This is a genomic window from bacterium, assembly GCA_014360495.1.
Lineage (GTDB): Bacteria > Armatimonadota > JACIXR01 > JACIXR01 > JACIXR01 > JACIXR01.
Window position 1 is genome coordinate 293,945 of the sequence record JACIXR010000001.1, and the last position, 14,154, is coordinate 308,098.

Genomic DNA, 14,154 nt, shown 5'->3' on the forward strand with positions numbered 1-14,154 from the left:
AGCTCTTGTCCATTCTTAAATGTCATTTAAATAAAAACCTTTTGCTCTTGATTTTTCTTTTTCCCCTCCTCTCCTATGGAGAGGAGGTTATCTCTATCTGGGGTGGAGGAGAAAGGGGATGGCAGGGATGGATAAGCGAGGGCTCATTTTCCCAGACCACTCGCTCTCGCCCTTCCAACCCATTCCCCTCCCTGCCTCATTATGAATCAAGCGAAACGGAAACCGCCGTCCTTCGTTCTCCCGTCTTCACTATCAGGGGAGATATCCTTCGCTTTTGGGTCAATGGCTGGGACGGAAGAAGCGGAGAAAAGGGAAAGAATTTCTTCTATCTTTGCTCTGCTGAGGATGGCTCAATTCTCCGCACAGCTATCCCTCCCCTCTCCGATGAATTCCAGCCTCTCTCTTGGCTAATAGGCGACCTAAAAGGGAAAAAAGTCTTTTTTTCCGCCGTTGATAACAATAGGGAAACGGGATTCGCCTGGCTGGGAGTTGCCCTCGTTGAGGAAATCAAAAAGGATATCCCCCAGAATAAAAGCAATCTCTACGCTGTCCCCCTCTCCTTCGGCTTGGGGACATTTCGCATCCTCACCTATGATGGAGCTCATCGCACCACTCCTCCCTATCTCTCCTCCCTGGGAGGAGGTGAACAGGGAACGGGAGCCATCCGCTCTCCAGTTTTCACCATCGGAGTTCCCAGGATTCGCCTTCTCGTCAACGGCTGGGATGGGCAAAGAGGGGAAAGAGGGGAAAATCGCTTCCAACTCGTGGATGCGGAGACGAGGGAAATCCTGTTTTCCACCCCTCCTCCCCTCAATGATTTTCCCCATTGGATAGAATGGGATGTGGCAAATCTTCAAGGGAAAAGGGTTTACATCAGGATGATTGATGGCAATCCCGAGCCCGCCTTTGCCTGGCTCGGGTTATTTGAAGTTGACGCGGGTGAGAATTTCCATATCCGCTTTTCGGAAAATCCCTCCCTCATCGGTTGGTCGGCAGAGGGTGAGCAGCAAATCTTCACAGAGCGCCTTGTTCCCTTCCTCGCCTCTTCTTTTCCCCAATTTATGGAGAATTCCTCCGTCCGCCTCGTCTTGAATGTAAAGGCTAAACATCTCTTCCTCTTGGGAATGACCAATTCCCTTGACCAGGGCTGTCCCGTTTGGGGCGACCCAAACGATAGAACATCCCGCTTCTTCATAGGAGATGAGCTGGGAAGGATAAGGATAAAATATATAGACGGAAAGGAGGACATCTACCCCCTCGTCCTTGGGGAAAGCCTTTGGTGGGGGAAAATGTTTTACGATTTTCCCGAGCCTTTCTCCTCAGACCCTAAGGCTAGGGCGATTCTCAAGGAGACGCTTCACCTATATCCCCAATCCCCCACTCCCGATGGACGCTATGTAGCGGTGATAAATCCCCGTCCCATCCCAATCTATTCACTTGAAATTGAGGATTCAAAGGGAAAAAGAGGCGCCCCTACTTTCTACGCCCTCACTCTGGAAACCTATCCAGGCGAGAGATTTCCCTCCGGCATCCCCCTTCCAGCCGATAGACCACCGAAAGAGCTTTCCGAGTTCATAAAGGAAAAGGCACTTATTCCCGGTAAATTTTCCTTCAAGAGGGTGGAGAAGCTCGCCAAATTCCTTTACGGTTCAGAGGAAACGCTTCCCTCTCGTCTGCCCCTATCAATTCCACCCGCTTATAGAGGTCCTTACGTCCGCTTTGAAGGAAACATCTACGCCGATATCCTCTCAAACGCCTTCTACCACAATGTCCTTGATATTTTGAATAAAATAGATTCCGAGGGGATGTATCATACCTCAACGAAGAACGCTCCCTCTTGGGGTGGATATCAGGGGTTCGGGACATTCAAAAGAGATGTAGGCACATATTACGCCCATTCCTGGTCAAGGGATTTGGGGAGGAGCTTACAGGAGATAGTCTCCCTTGGCTATCTTTCCCAGGGTGAGCGGGTGGCAGATTATTGCTTCAGGATGGCTCTTCTTTGGCTTGAGAAGGGCTTTCCTCCCCATTGGTGCAGGATAATAAATATTCCGTCACCAAACGAGGGAAACTTTGAAAACGATGGGCATGGCTTGATATCCCTCTTCCTTTACAAGCTCTGGCAGAGGCTTCCCTATGGAGAGGAATGGCTGAGAAGGCATTGGCGGGATATAGAGCTCGCGGGAGATTGGATAATCTGGCAGTTTGAGAATCCCGATAAATCGGGAGCAACGGATGTCCTCTTAACCGATAGCGAATGCGCGGGAGGCGTGGGAAGGAGCGTCTATGCGGATTATATCTGTATGGAGGCGCTCAATGCTTTCTCCGAGATGGCTGAGAGCATAGGGGAAAAAGAGAAGGCGAGAATTTGGAGGGAAAGGGCGAAGAAGATGAGGGAAGCGATTGAGAAGAACTACATCGTCGTAGAGCCAAAATACGGGAAGGTTTGGACGCTCGTAAGCTCGGGTTGGCCAAATCACAGCACGGTTCTTGGTCCCCTAATTCTGCATTGTGATAGGCAAGGCTTCCTCCCCCTCAAGGATGACCCAGATTGGTCTCAATACAACCTCTCCACCTACCAGCGCCTTATAGATTCCTATAAGCCTTTCGGCTTTTATGGAGTTGCGATGGGCTATGGTCAAGGATTCGTCACTCAATCAGCCCTCCTCCTTGATAGAATGAGGGATGGGGAAAAGATGTTGGAATGGATGGCAAAGGCGATATACGACCCCAAATATCAGCCCTTCATCACGCCTGAGGGATGTGAGATAAGCGATGATGGAAGATTCTGGCATCGCACGGGCGATTTGGGGAACGGCGTGCAGGAAGCGGAGATTGTTAAGACTTTGAGAATCGTGATAGGAATTGATAATCCTCAGCCGGGAAAATTGAGAATCATTCCAAGGATGCCATATGGATGGAAAAGAATAGAAGTCAAAAGCTATCCAATTTGGCTTGGAAAGGGGGAACGAGCAAATATTGAGTATAGAATCACGAGGGATGGAAAGGGGATGAGAATGGAGATAAAAGCGGATAAGAAACTCCCCCAGATTAAAGTTCGGCTCGGACCATTTACCCAAAAGCCGAGGGAATGGAAGGGGAAAGGCGAATTGGAATTCAGTGGAGATAGCTGGTGGATATGGTATGAGCTTCCCGCTGGAATGCAAACCATAGAGGTATGGGGGTGTTAAAGATGATTCTCCTCCTCATTCTTTGTTTGTCCGTCCTTGCCTTCGCCGCGGATGCAGGGCAGGAAAGAATAACAGCTTTCCACGAGACAATCCTTTCCTCCTTTGATTATTTCGCCCTTCCCGGCTTCTTTACCTACGACCACGACCCTCGCTATTGGCTCCACAACATAGCTCTGGGCAAATGGAGGATAGGAGTGAAAACAAAGGATAAAATAGTCTTTCTCTACGAAGGCTTTGGTCAGGAGACAACACAGACGCCAGAGGAGTTGGTGATAAAGGCAAAAATAGGGAACCATCAAGTAACCGCTCGCCTGTTTCCTATGATGGTGGGGAGGGAAGAGATGAGATGGGAGGGGGCGGTGGGTTTGGTTGTGGAAAGCAAGCCCCCAGCCGATATCGTCGTTTTCTTCGGCGCTCCCGGGAGATTGAGAATTCTTCCTTTATTCTCAGAACTTCCCTTCCGCTGGCAATATCTCCTCCAACCCGAGCTAACTTTAGCTAAACCTAAATGGATGGAGAAAAAGAAAATTTTTTACTCCCCCATAGAGGAGACGACCCTATATGTTTCCGCTTCTTCCCGTTCTCTGGCTGAGGTATCGGAAGACGGCTTTTGGCTCAAATACGAAGCAAAAGGGAGATTCTCTATGTGCGTCGCTTTCTCGGAAGATGAAAGCCGGGCGATTGAGCTTGCAAAGAGGGATGTCTTATCGGAAGAAAGGAAATTAAAAGAGCATTATAAAAAGCTTTTTGAGAGCGCATGGATAAAAACTCCTGAGCCCATATTGGACGAGGCTTTCCGCTGCGCCCTTTGGAACCTTGAGTTCAATTGGGTTCGCCCTTGGGGATGGATTGAGGCAGTCCATCATTGGGGAACTCTTTATTCCCAACAGCATAGTTTAGCGGCTGATTGGCTGGGGCAAAAGGATAGGAGCAGGGAGATGATTCTCACCCATGCACGACATATCCTTCCCGATGGAATGATTCCTCAACTGGATACCTATGGGAGGGCAAGGGTTGACTTCGGTGGTTGGAACCAGTTTTATGTATGGGATGTTCAACATCACTGGCGGCTGACAGGGGACAGGGCTTTCGCGAAGGAGATTTATTCAACTTTGTTAAAGGTTATAGAAAAAACTTTTACAGCCCACGACCCCGATGGGAATGGGCTATTGGGCTTCGGTCAGCAGATAGGAAATCAAGAGGATTATATTTCCACTCCTGAAGATGGGACATCGCCGACCATTGCGGGGATAGAGATGCTGAGAACGAAAGAGGAGTTAGCGGAGGCTTTGGGCGATGAAGCGGAAGCAAGAGAGGCGAGGGAGAAGGCAAAATGGATGGAGGATAACCTAAAGAAGGAACTCTGGCAAAGGGAATTGGGATGGTTTGCCTTTTACAAAGATGCCCTTGGCGTTAGCCACATAGAGCCTCCCTATCATTCCCTCATCTGGCCGGTTATCTATGAAATCCTGGACCCTTTGGATTCCTACACCTCCTTACGCCATTTGAGGGAAGCATTAAAGGGGAAGGATGGGGAGATATATGTGAGCAATCTCTTTCCCTCCTATGTGAACGCCACTGTCGGCTCTCAGGCAGGAGGTCAGCAACAGCCATGGGCGACATTGGGCTTTTGCCGTCTCGGCTTTTTTGAGGATGGATTGGCCCCCCTTCTCTGGATAGCGAAGCTCGTCGTTTCCCCTCCCCACGATGGCGCCTGGCCCGAGCTGGGGATAGAGCCCACAAGAGCTTATTTCTCCCCTCCCGCTGCAGTTTTCATCTGGGGTGTTATAGAGGGGCTCTTCGGTTTGCAAGTGGATAAACCCAAAGGCGTTCTCTGGTTGAGACCTGGAATTCCACTAAAATGGAGAAATGCAGAGCTCAATCTGCCAGATTTCAAAATGCTTATTTCCCATAGGGAAGGAGAGCTGACTTTGAGAATTAACACAAAGGAGAGATTTAAACAATGCATCCGCTGGGCTTTGCCGATTGTTGATATCAAAGAAGTGAAGGTGAACGGGAAGAATGTTCCCTTCAAAATCCAACCTCTCGTCAGCAGAATCTTGCTTACATATGATATCCCTTCTACTGATGAAAGCGAGATAAGGATTAGATACGAACCTCTCAGCTGGCGCCTCTCTTATCCTTCAAGGGTAGCGGAAGGAGAAAGCTTTTGCGTTGAGATTAAGGGAGGAGAGATTTTGGCTATGGAGGATAGGGCGGGAATTGTTGAAAGCTGGGAAGTTTTGGGGAATGGCAAGATAAAAGTTAAATTAAAGGAGAGAATTTGCGAGTTGGAAAGGAGGTTTGGCGAAGTTGGGAGAAGACTTTTCTCCCATAGGACGTTTTTCCTCAAATGTCGGTCACACTCAATCGTTTTTTGGCTGCCGGTTGATTTGGAGATTGTGCCGCCCATAGAGGTTGAGGCGAAGGAAGATAGGCTCCTCAATCGCTCCTATTGTGTTTCCCTATTTTTAAGAAACAATACCTCTCAAGAGATAAGAGGGAAAGGAAAGGTGGAAATCGGCGTTGATGAGATGGGAAAGCAGGGAATCGTAAGGGAGGTAAATTTTGTGTTTAAAAAGGAGCAAATCATCCTAATCCCACTCTTACCACATCCCTCTTTGCTACCCGGTGAGAACCGGGTTCTTGTTCATCTGCCGAACGGAAGGATTCTTTCTTCCTCCGTTCGCCTCAGCGAGCTGTTTGAGGAGCACCCCTATTCGCAGGAGAAAATGGGAGCGATAACTTTGCCTGATGAGATATTGAGAGCGGATGAAGAGTGGAGGAGTTTCCGCTGGTGGAGCGCCTATGGACATCCTCCTTGGAATTCCCTGCGTGCTCCCTTGGAGGGGATAAAGGGTAAAGAGATAAGTGTTCCAGCCCTTCCCGGCTTGAGATTTCCCATCAAAGAAGGGAAATTAGCTGTTGCGAGTTGGTGGATAAATCAGCCGAGGCTGAGCATAGATGTGAGGAAGGAAGCGAGAAAGCTCTACTTCCTTTTGATTCCCTTCCTGGACCATCAGGATGCTTATTCAAAGGTAGGAAGCATCTCCGCGATTTGCGAGGATGAAAGCGTGATAAGGAAGGAGCTTTTCTTCCCTGGTGATTTGGATTTGTGGGGTCCGCCAGCGATAATCGGCGATTTCTCTACATTAGGGAAGGGTTGGTCAAAGAGCATATCCGTTGAGCTGCCCTCAGCGATTGGAAATGTAGTGGAGCTTGACTTGGGAAAAGAAAGAACTGTGGAGAAGGTGATAATTGAAACCAATGGTCGCTATCCCGCCTTGGGGGTTTTATCCCTTCTCTGCTTGAGATAATTTTGACAATCTTGTCAATTTTATACTATAATGTTTTTGGAGGCGATGAAAAGTGCTTAGAACAATCAAGGTCTGTGTTATCATATTAGGGTTGATTGGGGGTTCTCTCTCCGCCGTTGTACCTTCTGATGTGGAAGCCACCCTTGATAAGTTTCTCAACATCATAACATCCTACGACAACTTCAAAATGGAGTTCCAAATCACCGCTCAGCTCGCGGGAATTAACGCCAACGCAGATGGAGTTCTCTTATATGATAAAAGCGGGAAATTCAGATTAGAGCTTGGACAACTCTTATACCTCATAAACGATGGGAACAACATCTGGTTCTACACCCCCTTATTCAAAGAGTATTCCCGTTCAGATTCCAACATTCAACAGATTGCCCAGCTGTTTTCCCCCTCCGCCACTTCTCCCACCCTCGGACCTGCTCTTTCCTTTTTCCTTAAGCAAATCTTCCAGAGCCAGGATTTCGCGCTCCAATCCGCATTTATGCGGGAGGAAAATCTGGAAAACAAAAAATCCCTTGTCCTGACATTCACAAGCGCGAAGGGATTTGAGGTTAAAATCTGGCTTGAGCCGAAAAACTATGACCTCCAACAGATAGGGGTTATGGCGAAAATAGGGGAAGGGCAGAAAATCATCATCTATTTGAAGGTTTTAAAGTTCTCAACCAATATCTCTCTTCCCTCCAATGCCTTCCTATTTGTCCCACCACCGGGAGCTAAATTGAAGGATTGAGGAGCTGAAATTAATTAGCGAATCTCTAAAAAGGGTGGAGAATAAATGGTGGGAGAGGGAATCTTAGGAGGCAACTCAATGGAAATACGGCGAAGTAAGAAAGGATTTTTAATAATTAGCTATTTTATCGCCAGCCGATTATCTCCTTAACTCTTTCAACCTCCTCATTATTTTTCGGTGATAGCCATCCCGCATTCGTCAGCTTCGTCAAGACATCCGCCCAAATGGCATAATCGGAATCGGCAAATGGCTTGAATAGAACTCCTCCCCAATCGTCCAATTCACCGAAATTCTTCTCTATTAGGGGACGAAACATCTGCTCATCAAGGACAGCCTTCAATTCCCTGATTATTCCGCTCAACATCATCTGAAAAGCCTCTTGATGAACCATAGCCTGCGCTCTCGTCCCGTATTCCCCCTCCGCAACAAGCAAGCTGGGAATCAATAGAGCACGGAGAATCTGGTTATCATAATATCTTATCGCAGATTCAAATAGCTCGCCCTTCCCCTCAAGCCTTTCAAATCTCACCTCCGCTCCTCCCGCATAAATTAAGGAGTTGCGGTTGTGTAAGTCCTCCATTATGTGTTTCATCGCTTCTATATATCTTTCCTCCCGCTGATGCACTGGACACCAAACATTCATCTCCGCCTGGGGTAGAGCGACAACCCCAAAAGGGGTGGCTTGCCTCTCCAAGTGAGTGTTCCAGAGACGAATCAATAATTGTTTCATAAGCCAAGGGGAGTAAGCGGGACGGAGGAGGGAATTTCCCCAGGGATTGTTGAATTCAGAGGAGAATGACCAGATAATGCACCTCTTTAGAGAGAGCTCTATCTTTTCCGTTCCAATCCTTTGAACTATGCGTAAGATTTCCCCTTTATCGTTTATCTCCAAGCCATCGGGATAGATAGATGTGGGATTGAGCACCTTTATCTTTTTCCAAATGATTTTCCCATCAAGCTCCTTGTAAGTGACCTCTGCGATAGCGAAACCCGCCCAGAGGGCAGAAAGGAGGTCCTGAACGACATCCCAAAGCGAGCCTTCCATCTTCTGAAGGGCGAATTTGACGAACTCTTCCACCCTTGGATATGAGCTGTTTTGATATCCTGCAAGGCGAGATAGGATGGAAAGGCGGATGAATTCAATCCCCGCTTTAACTGTCGGGTCTGTGCGATACATCTGCCAATAAATGGGTAGGTCTATCTGGTCAAAGGTGTAAGGGGAAAATTGAGAGAAAATATAAAGGAAATCCCTCAATTCAAACAGAGCAAATGCACCTCGCTTTCTAAAAGATTTAAGTGGAGCAATGTTTTCATTGACTACCATTTATTGGCAGCCCATCTCCAATTGCTAAGGAGATGCCTTATCCAGCAAACTATTCTCTAACGGAGCCCTCGCCGAAATCTTAAGGCTATGCCAAGTGGTCCAAACTGCTAACACTTAAATAAGAACCTAAACTAGCCATGACTTGAAATTTATAATAAATAAGAAAGACGATGAAAGGAGGACTTCTTCAAAATGCGTGTTATCTTTTTCCTGAGCTTAATTGCTTTGGCTTTTGACGCCTTAAGATGTAGCGAGCTTCCCTCCTTGAATTGGCAGGAACGCTCAGATTGGATAAATGTCAAGGAGGATATAAATCCGCCCGCCAACGGTGATGGGATAACAGACGATACCGAAGCCCTTCAGAACATCTTTTCCCATCTTCAAGATGGAATGGTCATCTACTTCCCTCCAGGGACATATAGGATAACGAAAACTATAGAGTTCCGGGGACCCGCTGTGGGCGTGAGCATAATAGGACACGGAAGGGATACGAGGATTATTTGGGATGGTGAGGAAGGAGGGAGGATGGTATGGGTGAACGGTTTAGCATACTCAATTTTTATGGGGATTGTTTGGGATGGGAAGAACAAGGCGGGAGTGGGATTGGATTTCGCCTCCCATCTTCGTTTCAACACGGAGACGGACCACGAGTTTGAACACTTCCTCAATTTCAAGGAGGCGGGAATTCGCATAGGTTATAACGAGAAATTGGCTTCCGCAGAGGCAATTTACCGCTACTGCATTTTTGAGAACTGCAAAATCGGCTTCTCTATGTCTAATTGGAACGAATACGACCACACATTTGATAAATGCGAGTTCAGAAACTGCGAAATCGGCATCAGCGACCTCCATGGGAACTTCTATGTTCGCAATTGCCATTTCGAATTTAATGGCACAGACATACAATTCAATAGCGAGCATGGAGATTCCGTCCGTCGTTCAACCTCCTTCGGCTCTGGGACTTTTATAAAGGAATTGGGGACAATCGCTCCCTTAACAGTTGAGAATTGCCATGTCAGCAATTGGAAATCGGAGGAGGGAGCAATCATCCTCAATGGCTCGCCTGCTTTAATAATTGACTGCCAGTTCTCCAACCCACCCAGGAAAGGACCTGCAATTAAAATACTTCGCGATGACCAAAGAGTGATTATCAGCGGAAATAAAATAGAGGGAGATAATCCCCTCCTTGAGAAAACCCCAAATTCCCTCATAGTGGAAGTTCCCGAGGGAAAGGTTAAGCCAATCAGATTAAATGCCCGAAGAACGGTAATCCCAAAGAATGTAATAATCCCCACAAAGGTCTTTGATGCGAAGGTTGATTTCGGAGCAAAGGGAGATGGAATCGCAGACGATACAAATGCAATCCAATCCGCGATAGATGCAGCTCGCAAATATGGGAGATTCGCTATCGCTTACCTGCCAACTGGACGCTATAAGGTCTCTAAAACTCTTGAAATATCGGGCTCCAACTTCTTCTTTGGTGGAACGGGTTTTCGCACGGGTATAATTTGGGGAGGAGAAAAGGGAGGAACGATTCTCTCAATAAAGGACGCGAGGAATGTGATAATTGAAAACATCGCAATCGGTCACGGCGATTTCCCTCTCGCTGAAAACAGCGAGGACATCCTCCAAACATCATCGGGTAAAGGTTCATTTGTTCGTTATAATAGAGTATTCGTCTACGGCTGTTATTTAAAGGACCCTTTCAAGAAAGGGCTTCATTTGAAGGGCTTGGGAAGAAACGACTTCGTTGATATCCTCCATCTGCAGGGGAATATAAGGATAGATGATTGCCAAAGAGCAAATCTTCTTTTCAGAAATTCCTATGAGGGTTCGGTTGTGATAAGGGGAAAGAACAAAGAGAGAGATGGTTTAACCGCTTTTCTTATGCGTCTCGCTACCCTCGTTCCATATAGCCTATATGTCTACGATAGCAATTCAGCGACATTCGTTGATTTCTACAACGAACAATCGGAAAGACATCTATATTTGGAAGGGAACAAAGGGGACCCTGAGGGAAGGGTGGTTATAATGGGCGCCAAGTCACATTTAAACGAACCATTGCCCTACGCCGATATCAACAACTATCATGGCTCCCTCATACTGGGGATGAACCAGCTCTATATCAACCCCAGCGAGTTTATCTTCAATCAAACCGGAGATAACCCCTTCCGTCTTCTTCTTTTCGGACATTTCTTCTACAACACTAAACCCAAGTTTTCCTTCTCTTCTGGGAATTATTATCTCTTAGCGAATTATCCTGAGGAGAAAAGCGAAATTTCAAAAGAGGCTATATCTCTCCTTTCCCTTGCCTTTGATGACCTACGCAGAGCGGAAATCCTTGAGCAGAGGATGGATGCGAAAGCCTCTAACCTTCGCTGAATAGCTTTAGCGCTTCCTCTATCCTTTTTATGGTCTTTTCCTTGCCCAAAATAACTATTGATTCTATCAATGGCGGGCTGACCGTCTTTCCTGTAATTGCAACACGGAGGGGATGAAATACCTCCTTTGCCTTCACTCCCTCCCTTTCAGCAAGCCCCCTTAAAGATTCTTCTATCTTTTCCTTCGTAAATGGCTCGCAATGGCTGATGGTTTCCTTAGCGAGGGAAAGAAGACGCCTTCGCACCTCCCCTCTCAACCACTCATCAACAGCGGATTTATCGTAATTTATCTTCTCAAGGAAGAAGAAATCCGTCCATCTGCCTATCTCCGCGAGCGTCTTCGCCCTTTCCTGAACGAGTGGGATTATCTTCTCAAGAGTGGCGATGGGGTAATTCTCATCTATCAATCCCTCTCTGGCGAGGAAGGGAAGGGCTAACTCCGCGAGGCGCGAAGGAGAGGATGTCTTCATATAATGGGAATTCAGCCAAACAAGCTTATCGTAATTGAAAATTGCGGGATGCCTCTTAACCCTTTCAAGGCTGAACTCCTCAATCATCTCCTCCCTTGAGATTATCTCCCTATTCCCACCGGGAGACCATCCAAGAAGAGCGAGGAAATTGAGCATCGCCTCGGGGAGGAAGCCCTGCTCTCTAAACTCATTTATTGAAGTTGCCCCATGTCGCTTGGAGAGGCGAGATTTATCCGGTCCGAGAATCATAGGGAGGTGGGCGAATTGGGGTAGGGGATAACCCAAAGCTTGATAGAGAAGTATCTGCTTTGGCGTATTTGAGATATGGTCTTCTCCCCTTATGATATGGGTTACCTGCATATGAAAATCGTCAACGACACAAGCCAAATTGTAAGTGGGAATTCCATCCTTGCGCATAATGACGAAATCCTCTATCTCCTCGTTCATGAACTCTATGTCCCCTCTGATTATATCCCTAAACACCGTCTTCCCCTCCAAAGGAACCTTGAACCTTATCGCCGGCTTCCTGCCTTCCCTTTCCAAGTCCTCCCTTTCCTTCTCCGATAGTTCCCGGCAATGCCTATCATACATGGGCTTCTCCCCTCTTTTTAAAGCCTCCCTCCTCCTCTCCTCCAATTCATCGGGAAGGCAATAGCAGGGATAGGCATATCCCTCCTCTAAAAGCTTTTCCACCGCTTCCCTATATAGCTCAAGCCTTTGGGATTGGTAATAAGGTCCCTCGTCCCAATGCAAACCCAGCCAATCCATTGCGGAAAGGATTGCGGAAAATGCTTCATCAACATTCCGTCGCAGGTCTGTATCCTCTATACGTAGAATGAAGACTCCCCCCATTTTCCTCGCAAATAGCCAATTGAAGAGGGCAGTGCGAGCGCTCCCTATATGGAGATAACCTGTTGGGCTGGGGGCAAAGCGAACCCTTACCATCTTCATCACTTCGTGAGAATGTATTTCTTCTTGGACCTTTTCATTACCTCGTCCCTCTTAGCGGAATCATAATAGAAGTAGCCCTCTTCCTTTTCCCTTATATAGAAGCAGGGGAAGATGCTCAGAATGGAAGCCACTCTCCGCTTCGGCGTCCTTCTTATTATGTTCACCTCGCTTAAAATCGTGAAGAAATGGGCTCTTTTGTGATACTCAAGAAGAGTTTGAATTACCTCAATCGTAGGCTGTTCTATCAGCTCCTCCCTCAATTTGAGGAGGTCGTTCAACCTCTTCTGGGAAATGGAGAGAAGGGGATGAGTCTCTCCCTCCCAAATTAACCTATATACTCCCTCGTCCACCTTCCTAACCTTGATAATTCCCCCTGAGGGAGGAAGGTTATTTTTGTACCATTCTTTGAGACCGAAGATGAGAGGAAGGTCCTGGTTATACCAAAGTTCTATCTCCTCGTCGTCGTGGAGGAATGCAAGGGATTGGAGGCGGGGCTCGGAGGGATAGAAGCTTTTCTCCCATTGACGCACTGGAAGCGTCCCCGCGATATAATGATGATAGGGGATGACCAGCTGAATTTCCTCTTGGGGAGGTGAAACCTCTATCTCCTCCTCATCGCCTGTGTCCTGGATTATTGGGTCCTTGAGAAGTTGAGGAAGGGCATCCTCCAGTCCCTCATCGGAGAGCTCTACCTCCAATTGCTCTCCATCCAAATCCTCATATTGAAACTCCCTATCTATCTCCACTTCCTCAGGGATGGCAAGGATTTCCGTGGGTATTTTCTCCAATTTAATCCACTTATCCCCTCCTACCCAGAGTAGACCCTCCCTTCCCTTGAGGAACTCCTTGAGCGTCTCCTCAACCTGCTTCATATCCACATCCTCTAACTCAAACAGCTCCCTTGCCGACTTGCTGATAGATATGATGTCTTTCCCCTCAATATACGATAAAAACATCTCTTGCTCGTCCTTGCCGAATATGAAGGGCTCGGGCTCTACAGCTCCCGGTGGAATCTCTATCTCCTTAAGGAGAGCTACAGCGGCGGGTATCTGTTCCTTGTTCACCCAGGTCGCTTCTTTAATCATCAAAAATCCGCCATCTTCAAACATTTCCTTCATCAACCTGAGAGAATCCACGCTACCCCTTGCTCTCCAAACAAGGAAAGAGAAAACTTTATGTGATATCGCTCCCCTTTCCCTCAACAAAGCCTTTATCTCTTCAATTGGTTTCTCGCCTTTTAAGGGAGGCATAGCCAACCATTCCTCCAATTCCTTTATCTCCTCGTCCATAAAGTTATAAAACACTATATCCTCCTCTTTTGCCCCTCTTTCCACCTGAAGCAGCCAGCGTCTTAAACCCGCTTTATCCCCTAAAACGAAATACTTCTTAGCACGGGAGGAGAGAAGGGAAGGGAGCGATTGAAGATAAACCTCGGGCAAACGCTTTTGAACTATCGCCAACTCTTGAGACAGGATTTTGAGGGGGATGGGTTTCCCTATATTCTTCAATATCGTCTCTATGTCGCCCTCTAAAGGACGACTCACCTGTTCCTTTCTATACCTTATATTTACGCTTCCCTCCTCAACTACGCCTTCCTCCCACATAGGGATGAGATAGCGGACAAGCTTGCGGGGAAGGCGAAGTCCTTTCTCTTCAAGCAGGGGCACAAGCTCCTTAATGAAGAGGGCTTTCCCCTTCTCAAGGAGTATGTCCCTTACCATATCATAAAAAATGCGCAGAGCAACAATCCTCCCTATATGAGAGATTGTCTTGTCCAAGAT

7 protein-coding genes and 1 pseudogene are annotated in these 14,154 nt (G+C 47.3%); 5 read left to right on the forward strand and 3 right to left on the reverse strand.

What is annotated here, in order from left to right:
• The first annotated feature begins 41 nt into the window (after positions 1–41).
• The 3 genes from H5T88_01240 to H5T88_01250 are packed head-to-tail and all read left to right on the forward strand — an operon-like array spanning position 42 to position 7,247.
• The gene (locus H5T88_01240; GenBank protein MBC7328964.1) at positions 42–3,191 is read left to right on the forward strand and encodes a hypothetical protein; all 3,150 of its coding nucleotides are present in this window, start codon (positions 42–44) and stop codon (positions 3,189–3,191) included.
• Entirely contained in the window at positions 3,185–6,508 is a 3,324-nt protein-coding gene (locus H5T88_01245; protein ID MBC7328965.1) for a hypothetical protein, read from the forward strand. The genes H5T88_01240 and H5T88_01245 overlap by 7 nt, the downstream gene beginning before the upstream one ends.
• 52 nt (positions 6,509–6,560) lie before the next feature.
• Complete coding sequence (locus H5T88_01250; protein MBC7328966.1) at positions 6,561–7,247, forward strand: DUF2092 domain-containing protein; 687 nt, start codon at positions 6,561–6,563, stop codon at positions 7,245–7,247.
• A gap of 124 nt (positions 7,248–7,371) precedes the next feature.
• Here the strand turns inward: H5T88_01250 and H5T88_01255 are convergent, their stop codons facing one another.
• A complete protein-coding gene (locus H5T88_01255) occupies positions 7,372–8,571 on the reverse strand; it encodes a DUF935 family protein (protein MBC7328967.1) in 1,200 nt (399 codons plus the stop codon).
• Between the two features lie 192 nt (positions 8,572–8,763).
• On the opposite strand from H5T88_01255, the pseudogene H5T88_01260 reads away from it, so the two are divergent.
• Positions 8,764–8,997 (forward strand): annotated as a pseudogene (locus H5T88_01260) (hypothetical protein).
• A gap of 345 nt (positions 8,998–9,342) precedes the next feature.
• Entirely contained in the window at positions 9,343–10,953 is a 1,611-nt protein-coding gene (locus tag H5T88_01265) for a hypothetical protein (GenBank protein MBC7328968.1), read from the forward strand.
• Here H5T88_01265 and H5T88_01270 read toward each other — a convergent pair.
• Both H5T88_01270 and H5T88_01275 read right to left on the reverse strand, forming a co-directional pair.
• Positions 10,940–12,373 carry a glutamate--tRNA ligase gene (locus tag H5T88_01270; protein MBC7328969.1) on the reverse strand — a complete coding sequence of 478 codons (1,434 nt, stop codon included), beginning with the start codon at positions 12,371–12,373 and terminating at the stop codon, positions 10,940–10,942. The genes H5T88_01265 and H5T88_01270 overlap by 14 nt on opposite strands.
• Positions 12,373–14,151 (reverse strand): hypothetical protein, encoded by a 1,779-nt coding sequence (locus tag H5T88_01275; protein MBC7328970.1) that lies wholly within the window; start codon positions 14,149–14,151, stop codon positions 12,373–12,375. Before H5T88_01275 ends, H5T88_01270 begins: the two co-directional genes overlap by 1 nt.
• Positions 14,152–14,154 lie beyond the last annotated feature (3 nt).